23 protein-coding genes are annotated in these 26,494 nt (G+C 62.0%); 15 read left to right on the top strand and 8 right to left on the bottom strand.

What is annotated here, in order from left to right; genetic code table 11:
* Positions 1 to 2: 2 nt before the first annotated feature.
* On the bottom strand, positions 3 to 509 hold the full coding sequence (locus M2360_RS03250; protein WP_280772923.1) for an HPP family protein: 507 nt from the start codon (positions 507 to 509) through the stop codon (positions 3 to 5).
* A gap of 247 nt (positions 510 to 756) precedes the next feature.
* Between M2360_RS03250 and M2360_RS03245 the strand changes: the two genes are divergently transcribed.
* From M2360_RS03245 to M2360_RS03190, 12 genes are all read left to right on the top strand, one after another.
* On the top strand, positions 757 to 1,974 hold the full coding sequence (locus M2360_RS03245) for an imelysin family protein (RefSeq protein WP_280773080.1): 1,218 nt from the start codon (positions 757 to 759) through the stop codon (positions 1,972 to 1,974).
* 48 nt (positions 1,975 to 2,022) lie between these two features.
* On the top strand, positions 2,023 to 3,537 hold the full coding sequence (locus M2360_RS03240; protein ID WP_280772922.1) for a di-heme oxidoredictase family protein: 1,515 nt from the start codon (positions 2,023 to 2,025) through the stop codon (positions 3,535 to 3,537).
* Positions 3,537 to 4,619 carry an imelysin family protein gene (locus M2360_RS03235; protein ID WP_280772921.1) on the top strand — a complete coding sequence of 361 codons (1,083 nt, stop codon included), beginning with the start codon at positions 3,537 to 3,539 and terminating at the stop codon, positions 4,617 to 4,619. Before M2360_RS03240 ends, M2360_RS03235 begins: the two co-directional genes overlap by 1 nt.
* 3 nt (positions 4,620 to 4,622) lie before the next feature.
* A complete protein-coding gene (locus tag M2360_RS03230; RefSeq protein ID WP_280772920.1) occupies positions 4,623 to 5,702 on the top strand; it encodes a DUF1513 domain-containing protein in 1,080 nt (359 codons plus the stop codon).
* A gap of 55 nt (positions 5,703 to 5,757) precedes the next feature.
* The gene (locus M2360_RS03225; protein ID WP_280772919.1) at positions 5,758 to 7,437 is read left to right on the top strand and encodes a glycoside hydrolase family 3 N-terminal domain-containing protein; all 1,680 of its coding nucleotides are present in this window, start codon (positions 5,758 to 5,760) and stop codon (positions 7,435 to 7,437) included.
* Between the two features lie 117 nt (positions 7,438 to 7,554).
* Positions 7,555 to 8,763, top strand: coding sequence for an FAD-dependent oxidoreductase (locus M2360_RS03220; protein ID WP_280772918.1), 1,209 nt, complete (start codon positions 7,555 to 7,557; stop codon positions 8,761 to 8,763).
* 17 nt (positions 8,764 to 8,780) lie between these two features.
* Positions 8,781 to 9,545 carry an aldolase/citrate lyase family protein gene (locus M2360_RS03215; RefSeq protein WP_280772917.1) on the top strand — a complete coding sequence of 255 codons (765 nt, stop codon included), beginning with the start codon at positions 8,781 to 8,783 and terminating at the stop codon, positions 9,543 to 9,545.
* 82 nt (positions 9,546 to 9,627) lie between these two features.
* A complete protein-coding gene (locus M2360_RS03210) occupies positions 9,628 to 10,359 on the top strand; it encodes a DeoR/GlpR family DNA-binding transcription regulator (RefSeq protein WP_280772916.1) in 732 nt (243 codons plus the stop codon).
* A gap of 83 nt (positions 10,360 to 10,442) precedes the next feature.
* Complete coding sequence (gene deoC, locus M2360_RS03205; protein ID WP_280773079.1) at positions 10,443 to 11,429, top strand: deoxyribose-phosphate aldolase; 987 nt, start codon at positions 10,443 to 10,445, stop codon at positions 11,427 to 11,429.
* A gap of 17 nt (positions 11,430 to 11,446) precedes the next feature.
* Positions 11,447 to 13,837, top strand: a complete 2,391-nt coding sequence (locus tag M2360_RS03200; protein ID WP_280772915.1) for an aldehyde dehydrogenase family protein — start codon at positions 11,447 to 11,449, stop codon at positions 13,835 to 13,837.
* A gap of 139 nt (positions 13,838 to 13,976) precedes the next feature.
* On the top strand, positions 13,977 to 15,797 hold the full coding sequence (gene lepA / locus M2360_RS03195) for a translation elongation factor 4 (protein ID WP_280772914.1): 1,821 nt from the start codon (positions 13,977 to 13,979) through the stop codon (positions 15,795 to 15,797).
* A 154-nt stretch (positions 15,798 to 15,951) separates the two neighbouring features.
* Entirely contained in the window at positions 15,952 to 17,148 is a 1,197-nt protein-coding gene (locus tag M2360_RS03190) for a GGDEF domain-containing protein (protein ID WP_280772913.1), read from the top strand.
* Between the two features lie 3 nt (positions 17,149 to 17,151).
* Here the strand turns inward: M2360_RS03190 and M2360_RS03185 are convergent, their stop codons facing one another.
* Positions 17,152 to 18,555, bottom strand: a complete 1,404-nt coding sequence (locus M2360_RS03185) for a pyridoxal-dependent decarboxylase (RefSeq protein ID WP_280772912.1) — start codon at positions 18,553 to 18,555, stop codon at positions 17,152 to 17,154.
* A 109-nt stretch (positions 18,556 to 18,664) separates the two neighbouring features.
* Between M2360_RS03185 and mbfA the strand changes: the two genes are divergently transcribed.
* Together mbfA and M2360_RS03175 are read left to right on the top strand one after the other, a co-directional pair.
* On the top strand, positions 18,665 to 19,648 hold the full coding sequence (mbfA, locus tag M2360_RS03180) for an iron exporter MbfA (protein ID WP_280772911.1): 984 nt from the start codon (positions 18,665 to 18,667) through the stop codon (positions 19,646 to 19,648).
* A 169-nt stretch (positions 19,649 to 19,817) separates the two neighbouring features.
* Positions 19,818 to 20,582 carry a siderophore-interacting protein gene (locus M2360_RS03175; RefSeq protein WP_280772910.1) on the top strand — a complete coding sequence of 255 codons (765 nt, stop codon included), beginning with the start codon at positions 19,818 to 19,820 and terminating at the stop codon, positions 20,580 to 20,582.
* A gap of 95 nt (positions 20,583 to 20,677) precedes the next feature.
* Here the strand turns inward: M2360_RS03175 and M2360_RS03170 are convergent, their stop codons facing one another.
* Complete coding sequence (locus M2360_RS03170; protein ID WP_280772909.1) at positions 20,678 to 21,280, bottom strand: transglutaminase-like cysteine peptidase; 603 nt, start codon at positions 21,278 to 21,280, stop codon at positions 20,678 to 20,680.
* Positions 21,281 to 21,396: 116 nt separating this feature from the next.
* A complete protein-coding gene (locus M2360_RS03165; protein WP_280772908.1) occupies positions 21,397 to 22,200 on the bottom strand; it encodes an alpha/beta hydrolase in 804 nt (267 codons plus the stop codon).
* Positions 22,201 to 22,371: 171 nt separating this feature from the next.
* Between M2360_RS03165 and infC the strand changes: the two genes are divergently transcribed.
* Positions 22,372 to 22,908, top strand: a complete 537-nt coding sequence (gene infC / locus M2360_RS03160; RefSeq protein ID WP_280773078.1) for a translation initiation factor IF-3 — start codon at positions 22,372 to 22,374, stop codon at positions 22,906 to 22,908.
* A 65-nt stretch (positions 22,909 to 22,973) separates the two neighbouring features.
* Here the strand turns inward: infC and M2360_RS03155 are convergent, their stop codons facing one another.
* The 4 genes from M2360_RS03155 to M2360_RS03140 are packed head-to-tail and all read right to left on the bottom strand — an operon-like array spanning position 22,974 to position 26,435.
* Complete coding sequence (locus tag M2360_RS03155; RefSeq protein ID WP_280772907.1) at positions 22,974 to 23,834, bottom strand: metal ABC transporter permease; 861 nt, start codon at positions 23,832 to 23,834, stop codon at positions 22,974 to 22,976.
* A complete protein-coding gene (locus tag M2360_RS03150) occupies positions 23,831 to 24,694 on the bottom strand; it encodes a metal ABC transporter permease (protein WP_280772906.1) in 864 nt (287 codons plus the stop codon). Before M2360_RS03150 ends, M2360_RS03155 begins: the two co-directional genes overlap by 4 nt.
* Positions 24,691 to 25,587, bottom strand: a complete 897-nt coding sequence (locus M2360_RS03145; protein WP_280772905.1) for a manganese/iron ABC transporter ATP-binding protein — start codon at positions 25,585 to 25,587, stop codon at positions 24,691 to 24,693. Before M2360_RS03145 ends, M2360_RS03150 begins: the two co-directional genes overlap by 4 nt.
* A complete protein-coding gene (locus M2360_RS03140) occupies positions 25,584 to 26,435 on the bottom strand; it encodes a metal ABC transporter substrate-binding protein (protein ID WP_280773077.1) in 852 nt (283 codons plus the stop codon). The genes M2360_RS03145 and M2360_RS03140 overlap by 4 nt, the downstream gene beginning before the upstream one ends.
* Positions 26,436 to 26,494: the final 59 nt, after the last annotated feature.

Genomic DNA, 26,494 nt, shown 5'->3' with positions numbered 1-26,494 from the left:
GACTAACGCTCCAGCCGCAGCGGATATTGTTGCGTCGGCGGCAGTCGATGATGCAGCACAGCGATCGCGATCATCAGCGCGCTACCGGCGGACACCACCGCCATCAGAAGCGGCAGACTGAAATGGCTCGCAAAGGCGACGAGCGGGATCGCACCCGCCGGCGGATGAGTAACCCGGAGGATCAGCATCACCGCGATCGTCAGGCCAACCGCGACCGCTGCTGCGAGCCAGGCGCCGGGAAACAGCCAGGCGGCCAGCGATCCGATCAAAGCTGCGACAAAATAGCCGCCGAGCACATTGGCCGGCTGGGCGAGGGGGCTCTTCGGTTGGCCAAACAGCAGCACGGCTGTTGCGCCGAAGGGCGCAAGCAGGAAGGGAAGGCCGGTCGCCACGGCCACGCCGCCGATGCCCGTCATCGCGAGCACTGCGCCGCAGCCGGATTTCAGATGCGACAGAGCCTGCCCCGGCGGCTCATGGCGTTGAATGAAGTGCCTGAGGTGTTTGATCATATCGTCCACGGATGTGATTATTTCGCGAGCATAATGGGCAAAAATTAATCTGCAAGCCGGGGATTTTCTGATCCTTCCCCCTGGGAAGGAATAGTTGCCCGCGACAATCTCATATCTGGATGATTTGACACCAGTTTGCAGATGAGTCAGAACAGCGCCATTCATTTGATGTCAAGGAGCGCCCATGACCCGTCTTCCATTCACCCGGCTGAGCCTGGGCCTCGTGTCGGCCACCGCCCTGTTCGGCATGTCCAGCGCCTTCGCCGCCACCGATATCGGCGCGATCGTGAAGACCTATGCCGAAATCGGCCACGCCAAATATGAAGACTCGCTGATCACAGCCAAGGCGCTGGATAAGGCGATCGACACGCTGATCGCCAATCCCTCCGAAGACACGCTGAAGGCCGCCCGCGACGCCTGGATCAAGGCTCGCGTTCCCTATCAGCAGACGGAAGCCTATCGTTTCGGCAATCCCATTGTCGATGACTGGGAAGGCAAGGTGAACGCCTGGCCGCTCGATGAAGGCCTGATCGACTATGTCGACAAGTCCTACGGCACCGAAAGCGACGAAAACGAGCAGTATACGCTCAACGTCATCGCCAATCCGAAATTCACCATCGGCGGCAAGGAAATCGACGCGACAAAGATCACGCCGGAACTCCTGTCGGGCACGCTTCAGGAAGCCGGCGGCTCGGAATCCAACGTCGCCACCGGCTATCACGCCATCGAATTCCTGCTGTGGGGTCAGGATCTCAACGGCACGGGTCCCGGCGCCGGCGCGCGGTCCTACACCGATTACGACGTGAAGAATTGCACCAATGGCCATTGCGACCGCCGCGCCGAATATCTGAAGGCCGCCTCCAGCCTGCTGGTCAGCGATCTCGACTATATGGTCAAGCAGTGGACGCCGGAAGGCGAGGCCGCCAAGGCCGTGCTCGCCGATCCCAAGAAGGGCATCGTCGCCATGCTCACCGGCATGGGCTCGCTTTCCTATGGTGAACTGGCCGGCGAGCGCATGAAGCTTGGCGTTCTGCTGCATGATCCGGAAGAAGAGCATGATTGCTTCTCCGACAACACTTACAATTCGCATCTGAACGACGCCGTCGGCATTGCCGAAGTCTATCGCGGCGCCTACACGCGCATCGATGGCAGCAAGGTGAGCGGCCCCTCGCTTTCCGATCTCGTCAAGGAGAAAGACGCCGCTCTCGACACGGAAATGAAGACCAAGCTCGGCCATACGCTCGACGCCATGCACGCCATGGCCAAGCGCGGCGAGACGGTCGAGGCCTATGACCAGATGATCGGCGAAGGCAACAAGGACGGCAACGCGGTGGTCCAGGCGGCGATCGATGGTCTGGTGGATCAGACCAAGTCCATCCAGCGCGTCATTTCCGCGCTCGACCTCGGCCAGATCGAGCTTGAGGGGTCTGATAGCCTGGACAATCCCAACGCCGTGTTCCAATAAGCGGATGGGGCCGCCTCGGCCCCGTATCACGGTTTCATGGTGCAAATGATGCGACGCCCGGCTCTGCGGTTGAACCTTCTGGTCCTCCCCTTGCTGGGCGTTTCCGCATTCGCGTCTGCCGAGACCGCCAAACGCGCCGATCTCGATCCGCGCGACCAGGCGCGCGTCTCCGATGTGGTCAGGCCCGCCACGGATTTCTCCAAGGCGGAGCCCTATGAGGCGATGCAGGCGGGCGCGGCGACCTCGATCGAAGATCCCGACCGCAACGCGTTTTCGCATTTTTCCGCCAATCTGCCTGACGAAGACGTGATGAATTTCCGTCTCGGCAATGCGCTGTTCCGCAAGATCTGGGTGCCCGCGCCTTCGTCCACCCAGGCATCGGATGGTCTAGGGCCATTCTACAACGCCCGTTCCTGCGACGCCTGCCACATCAATGACGGTCGCGGTCATCCGCCGGAAGGCAAGGCGGACATGACCTCGATGTTCCTTCGCCTGGCGCGAGAGCCGGCGACAGAGGCGGAAAAAGCCGCGCTCAGGGATCATCTTCAGCTGAATTTCCCCGATCCCGTCTATGGCGGTCAGTTGCAGGACAAGGCCATCGCCGGCGTCGCGCCCGAGGGACGGATGCGGATCAGCTATCAGCCGCAGCCGTTCCGCTTCCCCGACGGGACCGTCGTCGAACTCCGCAAGCCCACCTATCAGGCCGTCGATCTGCGCTATGGGCCGCTCGATCCCCACACATCGCTCTCGCCGCGCATGGCCCCGGCCATGATCGGCCTCGGCCTGATCGAGGCAATCGCGGAGGGTGACATCCTGGCCAGGGCCGATCCTGACGATCGCGATGGCGACGGTATCTCCGGCCGCCCGCAATATACGCGCGCCAGCGATGGCGAGGTGCAGGTCGGCCGTTTCGGCTGGAAAGGCGAGCAGGCCAATGTGCGCGACCAATCGGCGCATGCCTTTCTCGGCGATATCGGCATTTCCACGCCGATACTCCCCAATGATCATGGCGACTGCACCCCCAAGCAGGCCGACTGTCTGGCGCTTGCAGGCGGAACGCAATCGCGTCTCGGCCCCAGTGAAGCCCCCGATCCCGTTCTGCCGCTGGTGACCTTCTACTCGGAAAATCTCGCTGTTCCCGCTCGCCGCAAGGCGTCTTTTTCGGAAACTCTGGCGGGAAAGAAACTGTTTTACGACGCAGGTTGCGCCAGTTGCCACACGCCAAAATATGTGACGCGCAAGGACTGGCCGGCCAAGCCGCAACGCTTCCAGCTGATCTGGCCCTATTCCGATTTCCTGCTGCACGATATGGGCGACGGCCTGGCTGATGGCCAGACGGTGGGGGAGGCTTCCGGACGGGAGTGGCGCACGCCGCCGCTTTGGGCTATTGGGCTCACCCGGGTGGTCGGCGGGCAGGAATTCTACCTGCATGACGGCCGCGCCCGATCTCTGGAAGAGGCCGTGCTCTGGCATGACGGCGAAGGCCGCGCCGCCCGTGACGCCTATACCAAGCTCGACAAACGCGACCGCGATCTCATGATCCGTTTTCTGGAGTCGCTCTGATGACGATGAAATCCATCCTTCTGATTGCCGCCCTCATGGCTCCGCTGGCCACACCCGCGCTCGCAGTCGACGATGCGCTCGCCCGCAAGATCATGGTCAACGCGGTCGATGGCTATATCCGGCCGTCCTACAGCGCCTTGAAAGATGCCGCCCACGGGCTCTCGGAAAACACCGCCGCTTTCTGCGCCGCGCCCAGCGATGACGGCCTGAAGGGACTGAAGGCCCGCTTTGGCGACCTCGTCGAAGCCTGGACGCGGATCGAGATCGTGCGCGAGGGCCCGGTGCTCGAGAAAAACCGCTATGAGCGGATCCTTTTCTATCCCGACCGCAAGTCGACGGGGCAGAAGCAGGTTCAGAAGATCCTCACTGATCCCGACGCCTCCGATATGGACGCAGCTGATCTCGCCGGCAAAAGCGTCGCCGTTCAGGGCATCGGCGCCTATGAACTGACGTTCTTCGGGCGCGAGGCCGGGCTGGTCGCCAGCCCCGATGACGCCGATCAATGCCGTTTTGGCCTTGCGGTCGCCCGCAATATTGAAAACGTTTCAGGCGAATTGGTCGAGGCCTGGGATGCGCCCGATGGCGTGGCGAAGAACTGGAAAGAGCCAGGGCCCGCCAATCCGGTGTTCCGCACCGGCGACGAAGCGCTGCAGGCTATGATCGGCATCTTCGTGCATGGGGTCGAAACCATCCGCGACCAGCGCGTGAAACCCTTCTACAAGGGCGCGGGTGAAAAGACCTCGCCGCGCCTCGCCTTGTTGTGGCGGTCAGAAAACACCATGCGCGCCATTCACGGCAATGTCTCTGGTCTCGCCGATCTCTGGAAGACCTCGGACATGCGCAGTCTATTGACCGGTGACGCCGAAGCCCTGGCCGACGCCGTGGAGTTCGACTTCAAGGCGGCCGCCGGCGCTGTTGGCAAAATGGAGCAGCCTACCGCCGAAAAGCTGGCGGATGGCAAATATCAGCGCAAGATCGATTTCATCCTGTTCAATCTGCGCGACGCCAGCACACGCATCGATCGCGATGTCGGCGCCGCCGTGGGCTTGAGCGCCGGCTTTTCCTTCGGCGACGGAGACTGAGCGATGCGGAGCCTGCTGATCGAGCGGCGGACCTTTCTCAAGGCGGCCGGCATTTTGTTCGTCAGCGGCTTGTCGGCGCGCGGTCATGACGTTCTCGCCGCCAGCCCGGCGGTCTTCGCCAGCGCCTTCATGGATGCGGGCGGCGCCTATGGCGTGGCGTTGCTGGCGGAAGACGGCGGCGAAATCGCCCGTGTGGCGTTGCCCGATCGCGGTCATGATGTCAGCTTCGATCCGCTCAACGGCCGCGCTGTGGCCTTCGCCCGGCGTCCGGGGACGTTTGCGCTGGTGATCGACACCGCAACGGGCGCGCCGCTGAAACTCATCCAGGCTGCCGAGGACAGGCATTTCTTCGGGCATGGCGCCTTCTCGCCGGATGGCAAAAGGCTCTATGTCGCCGAAAACGACTTCGACAATTACGCCGGCAAGATCGGCGTTTATGACATCAGCGCCGGCTGGACGAAGATCGGCGAATTTTCCGCCCATGGCATGGACACCCACGATATCCAGATCCTCGAGGGCGGACGCTATCTCGCTATCGCCAATGGCGGCATCAAGCAGCATCCGTCGATGGGCCGCGCCAAGCTCAATCTCGATCACATGCAGCCGTCTCTGGTCATCATCGACCTCAGCGACGGCCGACTTGTGGAGAAACATGACCTCCCTGCCGAGATCCGCCAATTGTCGACACGGCATATGGATATCGACGCCTCCGGCCGCGTCTGGTTCGGATGCCAATATGAGGGTCCCAAGACGGACACTCCGCAGCTTCTCGGCAGCTTCAAGCGCGGCGAGGACCTGCGTTTTCTCGACATGCCGGAGGATGTCCTGCGTGGCTTCGACAATTACATCGGCTCGGTGATGGTCAATCGCGACGCCGGACTGGTGGCCGTCTCCTCGCCGAAAGGCGGGCAATGGGCGGCGTTCGACGTAAAATCGCATGGCCTTGTCCGCGAGGAAAAGATCGGCGGCGTCTGTGGCCTGGCGGCCGAGCAGGCGACGTTCATCCGCTCGACCGAAACCGGTTGGTTCGAGGCGCAAAAGACCGACCTCGCCTGGGACAATCACATCACCCGTCTTGCCTAGCCGGCCGATATCGGATCAAGTTAAGCCAAGCAGATGCTTGGTTTAGGGAGGTCCAATGTCCATCTACGAAAATTTGCGAAAGCCGCCGTTCAGCCTCGATGACCGGGCGGTCGATTGGGTGCGAAAAACTTATGACGGCCTGACGCTGGAAGAGCGTGTGGGTCAAATTTTCGTGCTGATCATGATGGGGCGCAACGAGGAGGAGTTCGCCCGCATTCGCGCCCTCAAGCCCGGAGGCGTCACGCGCTTCTTCACGCCGGATTTCGACTATGAGCGGAGGGTGCTGACCGAAATGAACGAGGCGGTCGCCGCGCCTCTGATCATCACCGCCGATCTCGAAGGCAGCCGATACTCGTTTTCCTTCGGCACGCCGGTGCTGGGCCAGTTGGGTCTCGCCGCCGTCGACGATGTCGAGGCGACCCGCAAATCGGCCGAGATCCTGGCGACGGAGGCGCGGGCGCTCGGCGTAACCTGGTCGTTCACGCCGGTGATCGACATCAACGCCGCGTTCCGTTCGGCGATCGTCGGCACGCGATCTTATGGGTCGGATGTCGACCGGATCGAACGCCACGCGCTTGCCCATATCCAGGGATTGCAGGCAAACGGCGTCGCCGCCACGGTCAAGCATTGGCCGGGCGAGGGTTTCGATGATCGCGACCAGCATCTCGTCACCACCATCAATCCGCTCAGCCTCGATGAATGGCAGGCAAGCTTCGGCCGTCTCTATCGCCGCATGTTCGACGAAGGCGTCTTGTCGGTCATGAGCGCCCATATCGCCTTTCCGGCCTATGTTCGCTCGAAAATGCCGGACGCCGGCCTCGAGGCTTTCCGTCCCGCTTCCGTTTCGCCGCTTCTCAATCAGACCCTGCTGCGCGACGAACTCGGCTTCAATGGACTGATCGTGTCCGACGCCACCAGCATGGGCGGCTTGAGCGCCTGGGGCCAGGATCGCATCACCAAGCCGGAGATCATCGCCTCGGGCTGCGACGTGATTCTGTTTTCCGACGACCCCGAGCGCGACATGGCGGCGGTGAAGGAGGCGGTGATCTCGGGACAGATCAGCCAAACGCGATTGCAGGACGCCGTTTGCCGCATGCTGGGGCTCAAGGCCAAGCTCGGCCTGTTCGAAAAGTCCGACGTCTTCCCGCCGGTCGAGACGGCGAAGGCCGCCTTCGCCAAGCCGGACAATGTCGAGGTCGCACAGACCTACATCGCCCGGTCTCCGACCCTGGTGAAGGACGTCCAGTCGCTCTTTCCGCTATCAGTGGAGACGCACAAGCGCATCCTGCTCGTCGATGGCGGCATCGTTCATCCCTTGATGCCGGAAACGCCGCCTTTGATCCTGCCCGAACTTCTCCGGCAGGAGGGGTTCGAGGTGACGATCGATCGGCCCGACATCAAACCCACCGGCGGTGACTACGATCTCGTGCTCTATGCGCTGGCGGAGGAGTCGCTGTTGATCCGGGGCCATATCTTCCTCGACTGGAGAAAGCTCGCTGGCGGCAATCTCTACCGCGCCATGCATCGGACCTGGACGCATCTGCCGACCGCCATCATCTCCTTCGGTCATCCCTACTATCTTTATGACGCGCCGCGCGTTCCGGCCCTGATCAACGCCTATTCCAGCATGGATCCGGTGCAGCGCGCCGTGGTCAATTGCATGATGGGGCGTGCGGCCTTCAACCGCACCAGCCCGGTCGACGCTTTTTGCGGGCTGGAGGACGCGCATTACTGAGGGTCGTGGCCAAAACGGACGGCAAGCCGTCGCTGGCGGGAGCGCGGCTTGCCCCGGAACCCGAAATCATGTTGAACCATCCGCAATGCGTCGCGATCGGTGATGGAGGACGGGACAATGAAGACGGTGATTATCGGCGGCAGCCATGCCGCGCTTTCGGCTGCGGCCGAGCTTCGAAAACTGTCCGCCGAGGCGGAGATCGTCATCATCTCCAGCGATCGGGAATTGCCCTATCAACGCCCGCCGCTCTCCAAGGCCTATATGTCCGGCAAATCGACGTTCGAGCAGATCCTGCTGCGGCCTGAAGACTGGTACGCAACGAACCGCATTGGCCTGAAGCTCGGCGTCTTCGCCGACCACATCGATCGCGGCCAGAAGATCGTGCATCTCGCCGATGGCGAGGCGTTGGCCTATAACCGGCTGCTGGTCGCCACCGGCGCGCGTCCGCGCCGGCTGCCGGAGGATATTGGCGGCCATCTGCCGAATGTGCATGTGATGCGCGATCTCGACGATGCGCATGCGCTGATGGACCAGATGAAGGATGGCGCGCGGCTGGTGGTGATCGGCGGCGGCTATATCGGCCTCGAGGCCGCCTCAGAAGCCTCCAAGAAGGGCGCGACCGTCACCGTCATCGAGGCTGCCGACCGCATCCTCAAGCGCGTCGCCTGTGCGGAAACCGCCGATGATGTCCGCGCGCTCCACCATGCCCATGGCGTCAGGATCTTCGAGAACGCCGAGCTCAAGCAGATCGTCGAGGACGGCGGCCGCGCGACAGGCGTCGAGCTTTCGGACGGATCGGTGATCGCGGCGGATTTCATCGTCACCGGCATCGGCGTGACGCCGGATGTGGCGCTCGCCGATCAGGCGGGCCTTACGATCGCGAATGGCGTCGTGGTGGACCGGGAGCTGCGCAGCAGCGACCCCGAGATCTTCGCGATCGGCGATTGCGCGAGTTTCCCTTATGGCGGCCACCATATCCGGCTCGAATCGGTGCAAAACGCGAATGACATGGGGCTGATCGCCGCGCGCAACATGCTGGGCGACAGCGTCGACTACAATCCGACGCCGTGGTTCTGGTCCGATCAGTTTGAACTCAAGCTGCAGATCGCCGGTCTCAACACTGGCTATGATCAGGTCGTCACCCGGCCCGGCGCGCGCGACGGCGCGAAATCGCATTTCTATTTCCGGGAAGGCCGCTTCCTTGCCGCCGACTGCCTCAATGACGGCGCGACCTATATGGTCGCCCGGCGCATTCTCGAAGGCGGCAAGGTGCTGACGCCCGAACAGGTCGCCGACGCCGGCTTCGCCCTCAAATCTCTTCTCTGACGCATCGGAGCAAATTCATGTCCGCGCCTGAAAACCGCCTCAAGCAACGGCTTGCCGCCGGCGACAAGACCACCGGCATCTGGCTGGCGCTCGCCAACAGCTACACGTCGGAACTCGCCGGCACGATCGGTTTCGACTGGGTGCTGATCGACGGCGAGCATGCGCCCAACGATCTGCGCTCGATCATGACGCAGTTGCAGGCGCTCAAGGGCTCGGCGTCCTCGGTCGTCGCCCGGCCGCCCAGCGCCGATGTCCATCTCATCAAGCAATATCTCGATATCGGCGTGCAATCGCTGCTGTTGCCGATGATCGAGAGCGGCGCCCAGGCCGAATTGATGGTGAAGGCGGTGCGCTATGCGCCCGAGGGCATTCGCGGCGTCGGAGCCAGCATCGCCCGCGCCTCGATGTTCAATTCCATACCCAACTATATGCCGACGGCAGCGGACCAGATCTGCCTGATGCTGCAGGTCGAAAGCCGGGCCGGGCTTGCGGCGCTGGATGATATTGCCGCGACCGATGGCGTCGACTGCGTCTTCATCGGCCCGTCCGATCTCGCCGCCGATATGGGCCATCCCGGCAATTATCATGCGCCGGAAGTCGAGGCCGCGATCGAGGACGCCATCCGCCGCATCCAGAGCCATGGCAAGGCCACGGGCATCTATATGCCCGATCCCGTCCACGCCAAACGCTATCGCGACATGGGCGTCAACTTCATCGCGGTCGGCGCCGACGCCGCCGTACTGATCAAGGCGCTGCGCGATCTCAAGGCGCTCTACGAATAAGCGTCAACAAATGTGACATTGTTCACATTTCTATTGACCATCCTGTGAGACATGCGCCATTTTCCTCTCAAAGAGGTGCGGCATGAAAAAACAGGACAGGCTCGACCGGTTGACGGCGATGATTTCGGAGCGGGGGATCGTGCATCTCAAGGATGCCGCCCGCGCCCTGGATGTGTCTGAAATGACCATCCGCCGCGATATCGCCGCCGAAACCGGGCGTTTCGCCTTTATCGGCGGTCACATCATGCCGGCCCAGGCGGTTGAGCCGGAACAGCCTTATGAACTGGCGTCCGCCAGTGACCGCCACGCCTCGGCCAAGGAGCGCGCTTCCGCCCAGGCGCTGCCGCATATCCGCGCCGAGGACACGCTGTTCATCGATTGCGGCAGCACCATGATGCATCTCGCCGATCTCCTGCCGGAAGATAGGCCGCTAACCGTCTGCTGCTACGCGCTCAACATCGCCGAACGGCTGGCGCGCAAGACCAATGTCAGGCTGATCATGCTGGGCGGCGTCTACCATCCCGCCTCCGCGTCCTTCTCCGGTCCGGCGGCGCTGCAGACGCTGGATGAGCTTGGTCTCAACGTCGCCTTTCTCTCGGCCGCAGGCCTCGAGGAGGGCCGGGGCGCGACCTGCGAGCATTTCCACGAAGCCGAGATCAAGAAGAAGGCGATGGCCGTCGCCGCCCGCAGCATCCTCATTCTTGACGACAGCAAACTCGGCCGCATCCGTCCGGCCTTTTTCGCGCCGTCCGACGCTTTCGACGCCATCTATACCGAAAGCGGTCTCTACGCGCCGGAAGAGAATGGCGCTTGACCAAATCGCATTTTGGTGTGAAAGTAACACACAATGTAAAAAAGATAACATCTTGCCGGGAGGCTCTGGTGGAGACTGCAACAATGGACAAGGCCGCTCAGGCCCATGCCGCCAATCATGGCTGGCCGCGAAATCCGGGCATGGAGCTCGATCTCGGCTGGGTCATGGACCAGCGGGTCAATCTGTCGGCCGGCGAACGGCGGGTGGCGAGCCTGCCGGGCCGCCGCACGGTCAAGAAGGAGGCGCAGGCCGCCTGGCTTCTGAAGGCGCTAACCTGCATCGACCTGACGACGCTGAACGGCGACGACACCGCCGGCCGCGTGCGCCGTCTCTGCGCCAAGGCCGCCAATCCGGTGCGTCAGGATCTCCTTGATGCCATCGGCATGGGCGATCGTCGCATCACCACCGGCGCCATCTGCGTCTACCACCGCTTCGTGGCGACCGCCGTCGAGGCGCTGGAAGGCACGGGCATTCCGGTCGCGGCTGTGTCAACGGGCTTCCCCGCTGGTCTTTCGCCGCATGACACCAAGCTGCGCGAAATCGAAGCCTCGGTCGCCGATGGCGCCAAGGAAATCGACATCGTCATCACCCGCGAACATGTGCTGACCGGCAATTGGCAGGCGCTCTACGAGGAGATGCAGGATTATCGCCGTGTTTGCGGCGACGCCCATGTCAAGGCGATCCTGGCCACCGGCGATCTCAAGACGTTGCGCAATGTCGCCCGCGCCTCGATCGTCTGCATGATGGCCGGCGCGGATTTCATCAAGACCTCCACCGGCAAGGAAGGCGTCAACGCCACGCTTCTGGTGACGCTGACCATGATCCGCACCATCCGCGACTATTATGAGCGCACCGGCTACAAGGTCGGCTACAAGCCCGCCGGCGGCATTTCCGCCGCCAAGGATGTGCTGAACTACCAGTTCCTGATGAAGGAGGAGCTGGGCCGGGAATGGCTGGAGCCGGATCTGTTCCGCATCGGCGCCTCCAGCCTGCTCGCCGATATCGAGCGCCAGCTCGAACATCACGTCACCGGCGCCTATTCCGCCTTCGTCAGACATCCGATCGGTTGATCGAGGAGCCGACTTCCATGAGCAAATCCGTTTCAGATTATTTTGACGACATGTCCTACGGTCCCGCCCCCGAAGCTGACACCGAAGCTCGCGCCTGGCTGAAGCGCCATGACGCAACGTTCGGTCATTTCATCAATGGCGAATTCCGCGCCTCGGGCTCGGGCCGCACATTCGACACCTTCGAGCCCGCCACCGGCGCCAAGCTCGCGACGCTCGCCCATGGCGAGGCTGCCGATGTCGACGCCGCAGTCGCCGCCGCCCGGAAGGCGCAAGGCCCCTGGGCCAAACTGCCGGGTCATCAGCGCGCCCGCCATCTCTATGCACTGGCGCGGATGATCCAGCGTCATGCCCGCCTGATCGCTGTGGTCGAGGCGATCGACAATGGCAAGCCGGTGCGCGAAACCCGCGACATCGATGTGCCGCTCGCCGCCCGTCATTTTTATCATCACGCCGGCTGGGCGCAGCTGCAGGAGAGCGAATTCGCCGATCAGCAGCCCATCGGCGTCATCGGCCAGATCATTCCTTGGAATTTCCCCTTCCTGATGCTGGCCTGGAAGGTGGCGCCGGCGCTGGCGCTCGGCAACACCGTGGTGCTGAAGCCGGCTGAATTCACCTCGCTGACCGCGCTGTTGTTTGCCGAACTCGCCGCTGCCGCGGGCCTTCCCGCTGGCGTGCTCAATGTGGTGACCGGCGAGGGCGACACTGGCGCGCTGATCGTCGAACATCAGGGCGTCGACAAGATCGCCTTTACCGGCTCGACCGACGTGGGCCGCGTCATCCGCGAACGCACCGCCGGCTCCGGCAAGTCGCTGACACTGGAACTCGGCGGCAAGTCGCCCTTCATCGTCTTCGACGACGCCGATCTCGACGGCGCGGTGGAAGGCGTTGTCGACGCCATCTGGTTCAACCAGGGCCAGGTCTGCTGCGCCGGCTCGCGTATTCTCGTGCAGGAAGGCGTAGCGGATCGGTTCCACGCCAAGCTCAATCGCCGCCTGCAGACGCTGCGTGTCGGCCAGCCGCTCGACAAATGCATCGACATGGCCGCCATCGTCGCTCCCGTTCAGTTGGCGCGCATCGAAAAGCTCGTCAAGCAGGGCGTCGAGGAGGGCGGCACGCTCTACCAGTCCAATTGCGAACTTCCCGTTGGCGGCAGCTTCTTCCGCCCGACGCTGATCGCCAATGTGCAGCCGACCTCGATCGTCGCCACCGAAGAGATTTTCGGGCCGGTCGCAGTGTCCATGACCTTCCGCACCCCGGATGAGGCCCTGCAGCTCGCCAACCATTCCCGCTACGGTCTCGCCGCCAGCGTCTGGAGCGAAACGATCGGGCTCGCGCTCAATGTCGCAGCGAAACTCTCGGCCGGCGTGGTCTGGGTCAACGCCACGAATATGTTCGACGCCTCCGCCGGCTTCGGCGGCAAAAAGGAATCGGGCTTTGGCCGCGAGGGCGGTCGCGAAGGCGCCTATGAATATCTGAAGCCCAAGGCCTGGGCCAACGCCAAGCTTCGCGCCGACGCCGCGACGCCGGCGCTCAAGACGACGCAGGGCGATTTCGCAGCACCCGTGATCGACCGCACCGCCAAATTGTTCATCGGCGGCAAGCAGGCGCGGCCTGACGGCAACTACAATCGTCCCATCCTCTCGCCCAAGGGCAAGGTGGTCGGCGAAGTCGGCGAGGGCAATCGCAAGGATATCCGCAATGCGGTCGCCGCTGCGCAGGCCGCCTCCGGCTGGGCCTCGGCTACGGCGCATAACCGCGCGCAGATCCTCTACTACATCGCCGAAAACCTCTCGGCCCGCGAGGACGAATTCGCCGCCCGCATCGCCGCCCAGACGGGCCGCAGCGCGGCCTCCGCCAAGGCCGAAGTCGAGGCGTCGATCTCGCGTCTCTTCACCTATGGCGCCTGGGCCGACAAATACGAGGGCCTCATCCATACGCCGCCGCTGCGCGGCGTGGCGCTGGCCATGCCGGAGCCGCAGGGCGTCGCAGGCGTCATCTGCCCGCCGGAAGCTCCGCTTCTCGGCTTCATCTCGCTCATTGCGCCGCTGATTGCGGTCGGCAACCGCGTGGTGGCCGTCCCCAGCGAAGTTCATCCGCTGTCCGCGACGGATTTCTACTCCGTGCTCGAAACCTCGGATGTGCCCGCCGGCGTCGTCAATATCGTCACCGGCTCCGCCATGGAGTTGGGCAAGGCGCTGGCGACCCATAACGATGTCGATGCGCTCTGGGCCTTCGGTTCGCCCGCGCTCGCCGCCATGACTGAGAAGGCCTCGGCCGGCAATCTCAAGCGCGTCTTCACCGACTATGGCAAGGCGATCGACTGGATGGATCCCGCGCAGGCGGAAGGCCCGCTTTTCCTGCGCAAGGCGACCGACATCAAGAATGTCTGGATACCCTACGGCGAATAAGTCAGGGTTCGACTCTGACGAAGCCTCCGTTCGAAAGAGCGGGGGCTTTGTCATTTCCTCAAGCGCAAGCGCCGGAATTGCAGCCTTTTGGCGGCAAGAACCTTTACATTTTTAGCCGATCCATTGTATGCGCTCGCCCATGAGCACAGAAAATCGCACGCCCCTTTCCCATATCCGCAACTTCTCGATCGTGGCCCATATCGACCACGGCAAATCGACGCTGGCCGACCGCCTGATCCAGACCTGCGGCGGCCTTGCGGCGCGCGAGATGTCCGAGCAGGTGCTCGACAATATGGACATCGAAAAGGAACGCGGCATCACCATCAAGGCCCAGACGGTGCGCCTGCACTACAAGGCCAACAATGGCGAAACCTATGTGCTGAACCTCATGGACACGCCAGGCCATGTCGACTTCGCCTATGAAGTCAGCCGGTCGCTCGCCGCCTGCGAAGGCTCGCTGCTGGTGGTCGACGCCTCTCAGGGCGTCGAAGCCCAGACGCTCGCCAATGTCTATCAGGCGCTCGACGCCAATCACGACATCGTGCCTGTGCTCAACAAGGTCGATTTGCCCGCGGCCGAACCCGATCGCATCAAGCAGCAGATCGAAGACGTGATCGGTCTCGACGCCTCCGACGCCGTGATGATCTCGGCCAAGACGGGCCTCGGCATTCCTGACGTGCTGGAAGCCATCGTCAACCGGCTGCCGCCGCCCAAGACGGGCGACGAGAACGCGCCGCTCAAGGCCATGCTGGTCGACAGCTGGTACGACACCTATCTCGGCGTCATGGTTCTCGTGCGCGTCATCGACGGCGTGATGAAAAAGGGTCAGGTGATCCGCATGATGGGCACCGACGCCAAATACGCCATCGAGCGCATCGGCGTGCTGACGCCGAAAATGCTCGGCGTCGAGGAGCTTGGTCCCGGCGAAGTCGGCTTTATTACCGCCTCGATCAAGGAAGTTGCCGACACCCGCGTCGGCGACACCATCACCGACGACAAGAAGCCGACCGCGCACGCTCTGCCGGGCTTCAAGCCCGCCCAGCCGGTGGTGTTCTGCGGCCTGTTTCCGGTCGACGCCGCCGATTTCGAGGATCTGCGCGCCGCCATGGGCAAGTTGCGTCTCAACGACGCCTCCTTCTCCTTCGAAATGGAAAGCTCGGCCGCGCTTGGTTTCGGTTTCCGCTGCGGCTTTCTCGGCCTGCTGCATCTTGAAATCATCCAGGAGCGTCTCGAGCGTGAATTCAATCTCGACCTGATCGCCACCGCGCCGTCGGTGGTCTATCAGATGTCGATGACCGACGGCGCTGAGATCGAACTGCACAATCCCGCCGATATGCCTGATGTCGTCAAGATCAAGGAAATCCGCGAGCCGTGGATCCGCGCCACCATCATGACGCCGGACGACTATCTCGGCTCGGTGTTGAAGCTTTGCCAGGATCGCCGCGGCATCCAGGTCGAGCTCACTTATGCCGGCGCCCGCGCCATGGTCACCTATGACCTGCCGCTCAATGAAGTCGTGTTCGATTTCTATGACCGTCTGAAGTCGATCTCCAAGGGCTACGCCTCCTTCGACTATCACTTGACCGATTACCAGCCCGGCAATCTCGTCAAGATGTCGATCATGGTCAATGGTGAGCCGGTTGACGCGCTGTCCATGCTGGTGCACCGCTCCGCCGCCGAGAAGCGCGGTCGCGACATGTGCGAAAAGCTCAAGGACCTGATTCCGCGCCACATGTTCAAGATCCCGATCCAGGCCGCGATCGGCGGCAATGTCATCGCGCGCGAAACCATTTCGGCCATGCGCAAGGACGTGACGGCCAAGTGCTATGGCGGCGACGCCACCCGCAAGCGCAAGCTGCTCGACAAGCAGAAGGAAGGCAAGAAGCGCATGCGGCAGTTCGGCAAGGTCGACATTCCGCAGGAAGCCTTCATCGCTGCGCTCCGGATGAGTGACGAGTAATCACGTTTTGCGCCGCTGAAAGCATCCGCCGGGTAGCTTCCAGCGGCGCGAAATTTGATGATTTAACATGATGAGAATGCGAACAAATTTAGGTTCTCTTTAACTTTTGACATTACGTTGCGTCGAATATGCTCCACAACTTGGGGACTCGACGATGACCGTCGCGACACTGGATCAGATTGATCATGAACTGGCCAGCGGCTTTCGCTGGTTGCGCTTTGCGGATGTGCTGGAAAAAACCTATGGGCGGGAATTCGCCCGGGCCCGCATCCGTTTGTCGTTGTTCTGGGCCTTCGTCGGCACCTTCATCTACGATCTCGTTTTTTTCGGCGACGTCACGATGATGCATGACGTCTTTCCGCAATTGGCCTTTGTAAGGTTCTGTATCTTTACGCCCTACGCGTTTATCGCCGTTTGGTTGGTGCGGCGACGGCCAACCGCGCTCAACTACGACCTTCTCGCGATTTCGGTGTGTGTTCTCGGCGGTTTCTTGCCGATGGCGGCCAGCGTTGAGAGCCAAAGTCCCTATTTCTTCGTCTATCAGAACGGCAATATCGCCACGCTGCTGTTTTTCGTGATCGCGCTGCAGCCGCGGTTTCCGGCCATCGTCCTCGGTCTCGCAGCTCTCTGCGCAGTGCATTTCACCCTGATCCAGATGAATGGATCGCTCGACGCCGTGACCTTTTCCGGCGTGGTCACTTTTTTTGTGACGCTGGCGATATTTCTGGCGTTGAGCGCCTATTTCTTGGAACGTAAGGACAGGCTCAATTTTCTCAACCGCATGCGCGGCGAGTGGCTTCAGGCCGAACTGCGGCAGCAATCCGAACGGGATGAATTGACTGGCCTCTATAACCGGCGGTCGCTGAACCGGATCTCGAAATCCGTCTGGGCAGGGCCGGCGCGCGCCCCGGTCGCAGTGATTATGCTCGATATCGACCATTTCAAGCTCTACAATGATGTTCATGGCCATGTCGAAGGCGACGCCTGCATTCGCCGGGTCTGCGCCTGCGTGGCAGAGCAGGTGAGCGAATTGGGCGCCGCCTTCCGCTTCGGCGGCGAGGAAATCCTGGTCCTCCTGCCCGGAAGCGACGCGGTTACCGCGCAAGAGACGGCCGAGCAGCTCCGGCTGGCGATCGAGGCTTCCGCCATTCCCCATTCCGGTCTTGCCGAAGGCGGCGTCGTCACCGCAAGCCTCGGCGTGTCGGTCGCGTCCAGAGGCGCATCCAGTCTCGAAGATCTGGTCCGCGCTGCGGATGCGGCGCTCTATGACGCAAAGCGCGGCGGTCGGAACATGATCGCGTTCCGCACGCCAGAACCGCCTGGGGCGGACCAGTTGCAACTGGCGAGCTGAGGATCAAAGCGCGCGGGCGATCTCGGTGATCACGTCGAACGCCATATCGACATCGGCTTCGGTCGTATCGAAACTGCCAGCTTGAAAGCGGATGGCGATCCGGCCTGCGACCCGCGTTTGGGTGAGATAGATCCGGCCATCGGCGTTGATGGCGTTGACCAGCGCGATATTATGCGCGTCAGAGTCCGCGCCGCCTGTGTGCCGGAAGGAGAACAGCGACAGGATCGGTTCCGTCACCAGTTCGAAATCCTCCTCAGCCGCGAGCCGACGCGCGAGCTTTTCCGCCCAGGTCACGTGATTGACGATGATCGCCCGCAGGCCCGACAGGCCGTAATGGCGTAGCAGGAACCACAGTTTCAGCGCCCTGAACCGTCTTCCGAGCGGCACGGTCCATTCGGAATAATTGACGATGCCGTCGGCGCCATGGGTTTTGAGATATTCCGGCTGGATGGCTAGCGTCCGCACCTGCTCTTCCGGCCGGCGCAGAAACTGGATCGAGCAGTCGAACTGCGCGCCGAGCCATTTATGCGGGTTGAAGACGATCGAATCCGCGGCCTCGATCCCGGTCCATAGTGTGCGATAGTCCGGGCAGATCATCGCCGAACCGGCCCAGGCGGCGTCGACATGCAGATAAAGACCATGGCTGCGGGAGATCTCCGCCACCTCCGCGATAGGATCGCAGGCGCCAATCGAGGTGCCGCCGGTGCAGGCGATGACGCCAGCGGGAAGCAGGCCGGCCGCCCTGTCTTCGAGGATTCGCGCCTCAAGCGCCGCCGGATCCATACCATGGAGCGGGCCTGTCACGGGAATGCGAACAAGATTTTCCTCGCCGACGCCGGAGATCCAGATCGCCCGGTCGATGGAGGTGTGAACCTGGCTTGAGGCGTAGATTCTGACAGCCTTCTGGCCCGCGAGGCCCTGGGTATTGCCCGTCCAGCCGAGCGCGCGCTCGCGCATGGTCAGCACGGCGGCTAGCGTGGCGGACGACGCCGAATCCTGGATCACGCCGGAAAAACCCTCGGGCAGTCCCAACGCCTGACGCATCCAATCGATGACGCGCGTCTCGAGTTCCGTTGCTGCCGGCGATGTCTGCCACAGCATGCATTGCGCGGCCATCGCCGACACGAGATATTCCGCCACCACTGAGACCGGGGCGGCATTGGCCGGGAAATAGGCGAAGAAACGCGGATGCTGCCAATGCGTCATGCCTTTGGGAATGATCCGCTCGAAATCGGCGAAAATTGTCTCCATGGCTTCGCCGGTTTCCGGCGGGGAGAAGGCTATCTCAGCCGCGATGTCGCCCGGCGCAGTCTGAGCGCGCACGGGGCGTTCGCGCAAAGTGGCCCGGTAGTCAGCGCCCCATTCGGCGGCCTTGCGCGACCAGCGTCTGAATTCCTCATCCTTCATGTCGTCCTCCTTCGCCATCCGCGATCTATAGCCGCATTCAATGGCCCGCGCCAAGGATTGACCAACCCTTAATGCGGTTATAGATTAGAATAATTCTAAAGAGGTTGCCATGTTCAACGCATTCTTCCGGTCCAGAAAACGCCCTCTCGCCTCGCTTTCGGAGCAAGAGGTGCTGGCGCTTGCCATCTCCAATGAGGAAGATGATGGACGCATTTATCTCGCTTACGCCGATGCGTTGCGTCAGGCCTATCCACAATCGGCCAAGGTGTTCGAGGATATGGCGGAAGAAGAAAGTCACCATCGTCAATTGCTCATCGATCGGCATGTGGCGCGGTTCGGTCCGCGCATTCCGCTGGTGCGCCGCGAACATGTGCGCGAATTTCCCGAGCGCAAGCCGGATTGGCTGATTGCGCAGATGCCGATCTCGCAGGCGCGGAGCCAGGCCGAGGCCATGGAAGTCTCCGCCCACCGTTTTTATCTCGAAGCCGCCTCGCGCACCACGGATGCGGATACCCGCAAGCTCCTGGGTGATCTGGCGCTCGCCGAGAAAGCGCATGAAAGCCTGGCCCGGCGGCTGGGCGAAACCCATCTTGCTGAGGACGCCAAGATGGAGGAGGACGAGACCGCGCATCGGCAGTTCGTGCTCACCTGGGTTCAGCCAGGCCTTGCGGGCCTGATGGACGGCTCGGTCTCGACGCTCGCCCCGATCTTCGCCGCCGCTTTCGCCACCGGCGACACCACGCAGACCTTTCTTGTCGGCCTGTCCGCCTCGGTCGGCGCCGGCATTTCCATGGGCTTCACCGAGGCCGCCCATGACGACGGCGTGATTTCGGGACGCGGAGCGCCGTGGAAACGCGGGCTTGCCTCCGGCGTCATGACGGCGCTTGGCGGCCTCGGGCACGCGCTCCCCTATCTCATCCCGCATTTCGCCATGGCCACGGCGATTGCGATCGCCGTGGTGTTCGTCGAACTCTGGGCCATCGCCTTTATCCAGAACCGTTATATGGAAACGCCTTTCTTCCGTGCGGTGCTGCAGGTGGTGCTCGGGGGCGGACTTGTGCTCGCAGCTGGTATTTTGATCGGAAACGCCTGACGAAGTATCTTGCCGATACAAAGTGGATGCTTTAAGTCGACTTTATCATCTGGCGGCGTCGCCGCCACGTAAGCGTTAACGTCACGCAACGCGCAAAGGACCGTGCGACACGCCCGGCGGATTTGTGCAATGGCGCGCTCCAGGTCCTTGCGATTACGAAAGGACAGACATGACATCTTCACCCATTTTCCCAGACACTCCCGCCGCCGAGCGCGTGCGCCACGAGTTGAAGCGCCGCGCGCTCACCGTGTCCGCTGTCGAACGTATCACGCCGAACATGCTCCGCATCACACTCACGGGTTCCGATCTCGCCGATTTTCCGAGCGCATCGCCTGATGATCACGTCAAGGTTTTCATCGAAGGCCCGGATGGGCAGGCGCAGATGCGAGATTACACGCCGCGTCGCTTTGATCGCGCATCTTGCGAACTCGTTCTGGATTTCGCGCTCCATGAAGCCGGGCCTGCGACCGCCTGGGCGCTTGCGGCCAAGCAGGGGGATCCACTGATCGTGGGCGGCCCGCGCGGTTCGCTGGTGCTGTCGAAGGAGATCAAGCGCTTCCTGCTGATCGGCGACGAAACGGCGCTGCCGGCCATCGGACGGCGGATCGAGGAGGCAGGCCCTGGCGTTGACATCACCGTCTATGCCGCGGTGACGGGACCGGAGGAACAGCAGAGTTTCGCAAGCGCCGCCAATGTGTCGCTCAATTGGGTCTATCGCCCGGCCGAAGACGCGGCCAGCGCCCAAAGACTGCTCGGGGCGCTTGATGACCTCAATGTGGCGCCGGGAACCTATGTGTGGGTCGCCGCCGAAGCCTCCGTCGCCCGCGCCATTCGAACCCATATCGTCGAGAAAGCCGGATATCCGCTCGCCTGGATCAAGGCCTCGGGCTATTGGCTGCTCGGCCAGGCCGATGCGCATGAAAAGCTCGACTGACCACATCGCAAAACACTGCAGGCGATAGATCGCCGGCCATGAAAAAGGCGCCGCCCTTTCAGGCGGCGCCAAATCTGCGCGAGCAGAATTCGTGATTATTGTTCGACGGCGCCAACCAGCACTTCGTCGGAATTCTCGATCGTGACCCAACGACCGGTGTCAAAGGAAGCCTGCCGCTTCAGGAAGCGGTAATGCGTATCGGACCAGAGCTTGACCTCCGCCTCCAGATTGTCGAGCACGTAGTCGCCATTCGATGTCCTGAGCGTCAGGACGGCGTGACCCTCTCCATCGGGCTTGCGCACCACTGTCATCAGAAGATCAGCGGCTGAAAATCCTTTTTGCATCAAAACCTTACGCTTAAGCAGCGCAAAATCTTCGCAATCTCCGGCCGTGTCCGGATAGGCCCAGACTTCATCACGGCCATAAAGTTCGATATCCGTCACCGGTTCGATCGACGCGTTGATCTCCGCGTTGACTTCGCGGATCACCTTCCAGCCGTAATCGGTGACCTTCGGGGCTACGGTGCTTGAGGTCTTGACGGCGCATTCGCCACGATGGGACTGGCAGAATTCGTAGTGACCGATCGGCTGGGACGTCACAGCGCCGACCTGCATGAACCGCGAGGCCGCATTCGCCGCGCCGCTCGCGACCGCGATCGCCAAGGCAGCCATCGCCAGCTTTGTCAGAAGTCCCGCCATCATGCGCCCCTGTCTTCGTTAACAAGGAGTAAACGGGAATTCTGTCGCTGAAGTCAATTCTTAAGGAACCATTAACCATGTCGTTTGTTCAACATGGTTAATGCGCTGGTCTGATTTTAACCCTTTTGTGACATGCGTGACACAGCGTCGACGATGAGCGTGATGTCTTCGGCGCGCGAAAGCCTGTGATCGCCGTCCCGGATCAGGGTCAGGATAGCGTCGTCGGCGACGATGCGCTCCATGATCTTGAGCGCATGCGTATAGGGCACATCCGGATCCTTCATGCCCTGCAGGATATGCACCGGGCAACCTGGCTCGATCAGTCCGGCCATGACGCGATTGTTGCGGCCATCATCGATCAGCGCCGCCGTGAAACGGTTGGGCTCGACGGAATAATCCGACGCTTCCTCGAAATACCCGTTCTCGGCGAGGGCGGTTCGCTCCGCCTCGGTGAGGTTGGGCTCGATGAGTTCGCTGGTGAAATCGGGCGCTGGCGCAATCAGCACCATGCCGGCCAGTCGCTCCGCATCTCCGCGCTTGCGCAGCGTCTCGGCGAGACGAAACGCGATCCAGCCGCCCATGGAGCTGCCGACCAGCAACAGGCGACCTTGGCCCGCCAGAGCATCGATGACCGCCAGCGAGTCTTCGAGCCATATGGAGATGGTCCCGTCGCTGTAATGGCCGCTGGAGGTGCCATGGCCCGAATAGTCGAAGCGTAGGAACGAGAAGCCGAGCGTGTCGACATGGCCTTCCAGCGCCACGGCTTTTGTCCCTGTCATGTCCGAGCGATAGCCGCCGAGCCAGACCACGGTCAGATCTTCGCCAGCACGCCCAGGGGTGAGGATCGCTGCAAGGCGGCGATGCGCTCCCGCTGGTCCCGCCGCGATTTCATGGTTCTGTCTCTGGCGTTGCTCGTTCATTGCCCTTCCTCCGCTGATGCCGTGATCGCATGTCGTCAGCAGGGGCGGAGGGGGTGATTTTTCAGAAAAATCATGCTATGGAGCAACCCCTCAGCCGAATTGGCGATTGCTTTCGGTGACCGCTGATGGCAGATAGTGCCCCACTTGTAAATCACTCAGGAGAATACGACCATTCGCAGACCTTTTAAGGCGGAAGGCCCCACCAGAGACGGCCCGCGCGCCAACCGTGAAATCCGGGTCCCCCGTGTGCAGCTGATCGACGCCGAAGGGCAGAACCTCGGCGTGGTGCCGACCGACCAGGCGCTCGCGCTTGCGGAAGAGGCTGGACTGGACCTGGTTGAGATCTCTCCCAACAACGAGCCGCCGGTCTGCAAGATTCTCGACCTCGGCAAGCTCAAATACGCGACCCAGAAAAAGGCCGCCGAAGCGCGCAAGAAGCAGAAGATCATCGAGATCAAAGAGATCAAGATGCGTCCGAACATCGACACCCATGACTATGAGGTGAAGATGCGCGCGATCCAGCGCTTCTTCGAAGAGGGCGATAAGGTCAAGGTGACGCTGAAGTTCCGTGGCCGCGAAATGGCCCATATGGAGCTCGGCATGAAGCTTCTGCATCAGGTCCGCGACGACACCCAGACCATCGCCAAGGTGGAAGCCGAGCCGAAGCTCGAAGGACGTCAGATGATGATGGTGCTGGCGCCAAAGTAAGGACGCCGCCCTCGATATCGTTAAAGAGCCGCTCGATGGTGTCGGGCGGCTTATTTGTTTTGATGTCAGATCTCTGTTGATTGTTGCGCAAGACGATCGGCGTGGCGCTGCGAAAAACTTGTCTTGACGAAGGCCAAAATGAAAATCCCGCTCATGATCAGCACGATGGTGGGCGCCGGGGCGCTGTCGATCATGAATGACAGGTAGACGCCGGTGATCGTGGAGACGATTGCTGTTGCGACCGAGACGAGCAGCATCGTCGAGAAACGTCGCGCGAGAAGATAGGCGATCGCGCCCGGAGCGATCAGCATGGCGATGGCGAGAATGATGCCGACCGCCTTCAGCGCGCCGACGATCGTCAGCGAAAGTATGGCCAGCAGGCCGTAATGCAACAGGCCGACAGGCAATCCGCTCGCTTTGGCCTGGGCTGGATCAAAGGCGTGCAGCAGGAGATCCTTCCATTTGAGTCCGAGAATGAGCGTCACGATCAGCGCGATGACGCCGGTTTCCAAGATGTCGGGCCAGCCGACGCCAAGCATGTCGCCGAACAGGATATGGTCGAGATGCACGTCGGACTGAATCTTGGTGTAGAGCACGATGCCGCTTGCGAACATGCCGGAAAAGACCACGCCCATCACCGTGTCCTGCTTGATGCGGCTGTTATCCTTGAGGTAGCCGGTTAGCAACGCCGCTCCCATGCCGGCCACGAATGCGCCGATTGAGAGCGGAATCTTGAGAATATAGGCGAGCACCACGCCCGGCAGCACGGAATGAGAGACCGCGTCGCCCATCAGCGACCAGCCCTTCAGCACCAGAAAGCAGGAGAGCATGGCGCAGGGAATGGCGACCAACACGCCGATGATTAGCCCGAGACGCAGAAATTCGAACTGCAGCGGCCAAAGGGCGTAGACGAGGACCTCGTTCATGCCGCGTCCTCCGCAAGCGCCGATCGCGCCCGGATGCGCGCCGCCAGCAATCCATGCTTGGGCGCGAAGACGAAGGCGATCAGGAAGATCAGTGTTTGCAGCACGACGATCACCCCGCCGGTGGCGCCATCGAGGAAATAGGAAATATAGGCGCCGACCAGGCTGGTCGTTGATCCGATCGCCACGCTGATGCCGATCAGCCGGGGAAAGCGGTCGGTAAGCAGATAAGCGGTGGCACCAGGCGTCACCACCAGCGCGATCACCAGAAACGCGCCCACCGTCTGCAGCGCCGCCACCGTCGAGGCCGACAGGAGCGTGAAGAAGATCAGTTTCAGGCGATTGGGGTTCAGGCCGATCGAGCGGGCGTGATTTTCATCGAAAAACACCACCATCAGGTCCTTCCACTTCAGCAAGAGAACCGCGAGCGAAATGAAGCCGATGATGGCGAGCTGCAGCGTGTCTTCCGGTGTGATGGCAAGGATGTTGCCCAGCACGATGGTCTGGATATCGACAGCTGTCGGCGACAGCGACACCATGAACAGGCCCAGCCCAAAGAAGCCGGTGAAGATCAGCCCGATCACCGTGTCCTCTTTCAGCCTTGTGCGCTGGTTGAGAAACAGCATCGCGCCCGCCGCAAGCCCCCCGGCGAAGAAGGCGCCGATCGAAAAAGGCAGGCCCAGCATATAGGCGCCGGCGACGCCGGGAACGATGGAATGGGACAGCGCGTCGCCGATCAGCGACCAGCCTTTGAGCATGAGATAGGCGGAGAGAAAGGCGCACAGGGCTCCAACCATGGCGCTGACCCACATCGCGTCGATCATGTAACGATAGCTGAATGGTTCGAGCAGAAGATCAGTCATATGCCGCCGCCCTCCTGGGGCGCCTCCGGCTTGCGGGGATTGTAGAGCACCAGCGGCCGTTCGTCATCGGTCAGAACGCCGACCGCATGGCCCTGCTCGGCCGTCTCCAGGCCGAGCGCCATGTGTCGGAGCACGCCGCCGAAGGTTTTCTCCAGATTCTCCCGGGTGAAGACCGTCTCTGTCGGCCCATAGGCGAGCACGGTGCGCTTGAGCAGCACTGTCTGGTCGCAGAAATCCGGCACCGAGCCGAGATTGTGGGTGGAGACCAGCATCACCCGACCCTCGGCGCGCAATTCCTTGAGGAGCGTCACGATAGCGTCCTCGGTGGTGACGTCGACCCCTGTGAAGGGTTCATCGAGCAGGATCACCCGGCCGTCCTGGGCAAGCGCACGGGCCAGGAAGACGCGTTTCTTCTGCCCGCCCGACAATTCGCCGATCTGTCGCTTGCGGTAATCGCTCATGCCGACCCGGGCCAGCGCCGCATCCACCGCCTCGCGATCACGCTTTGTCTCCATGCGCAGAAAATTCATATGGCCGTAGCGGCCCATCATCACCACATCTTCGACCAGCACTGGGAAGTTCCAGTCAACCTCTTCGGCCTGAGGCACATAGGCCACGAGATTACGTTTCAACGCGTCGGCCACTGGCAGGCCGAGAATGCGGATCGAACCGGCGCTGGCCCGCACGAAACCCATGATCGCCTTGAACAGCGTCGACTTGCCGCTGCCGTTCACGCCCACCAGCGCCGTGATCGTGCCGGTTCCGATCGAGAAGCTCGCATCCCTAAGCGCGGTATGGCCATTGCGATAGGCGACGGTGACATTGGTTACGTCGATGCCGAGGGAAGAGGCGGCGTCTGACGCCTTGATCTCCGGTCGCGCCTGCATATTCATTCGGACAATCCCTTGGCGATGGTCGACGCGGTCGTCTTGATGAGGTCGATATAGGTCGGCACGGGACCATCGGGATCGCTGAGCGAATCCACATAAAGCACGCCGCCATAGCGCGCGTCGGTTTCGCGGGCGACCTGCTTGGCCGGTTTGTCGGATATGGTGCTTTCCGAGAAGATTACGCCAATCTTATTGGCGCGCATCGCGTCGATCACGGTTCTGACCTGACGCGGCGTGCCCTGCTGATCGGCGTTGATCGGCCAGAGATAAAGCGTCTTCAGCCCGAAATCTCGGGCGAGATAGGAAAAGGCGCCTTCGCTGGTGACGAGCCAGCGCTTGTCCTCCGGGATTTTGGCGATCTCGTCGCGGATCGGCTGGATCTCGGCCTTGATGCGCGCCTTATAGGCCTCCGCGTTGCGCTTATAGGTCTCGGCATTGGCGGGATCGTATTTGACGAAGGCGTCGCGGATATTGTCGACATAAACCAGGGCGGCGTCCGGCGACATCCAGGCGTGCGGATTGGGTTTGCCCTGATAGGGGCCGTCCGTGATGCCCATCGGCGCGACGCCATCGGAGACGACGACGCTCGGCACGCCGTTCAGCGTCTGGAAGAATTTCTCGAACCAGCGTTCGAGATTGAGCCCGTTCCACAAAATCAGATTGGCGCCCTGAGCCTTGACGATATCGCCTGGGGTCGGCTGGTAATTGTGGATTTCGGCGCCGGGCTTGGTGATGGATTCGACGTCCGCAGCATCGCCGGCCACGTTTCTCGCCATGTCGGCGATGACGGTGAAACTGGTCACCGCCTTGAATTTGGCGTTCGCGGGTGCGGCGGCGAATAACATCGCCATGGAGAAAACGGCCGCGGAAAACAGCATGCGCTTGATCGTCACGAAGAACCTCCAGCCTT

This window comes from Rhizobium sp. SG_E_25_P2 (assembly GCF_029892285.1).
In the GTDB taxonomy this organism is placed as follows: Bacteria; Pseudomonadota; Alphaproteobacteria; order Rhizobiales; family Rhizobiaceae; genus Rhizobium_E.
Note: the sequence above shows the minus strand (reverse complement) of the source record. Positions and strands in the feature narration are given on the sequence as shown.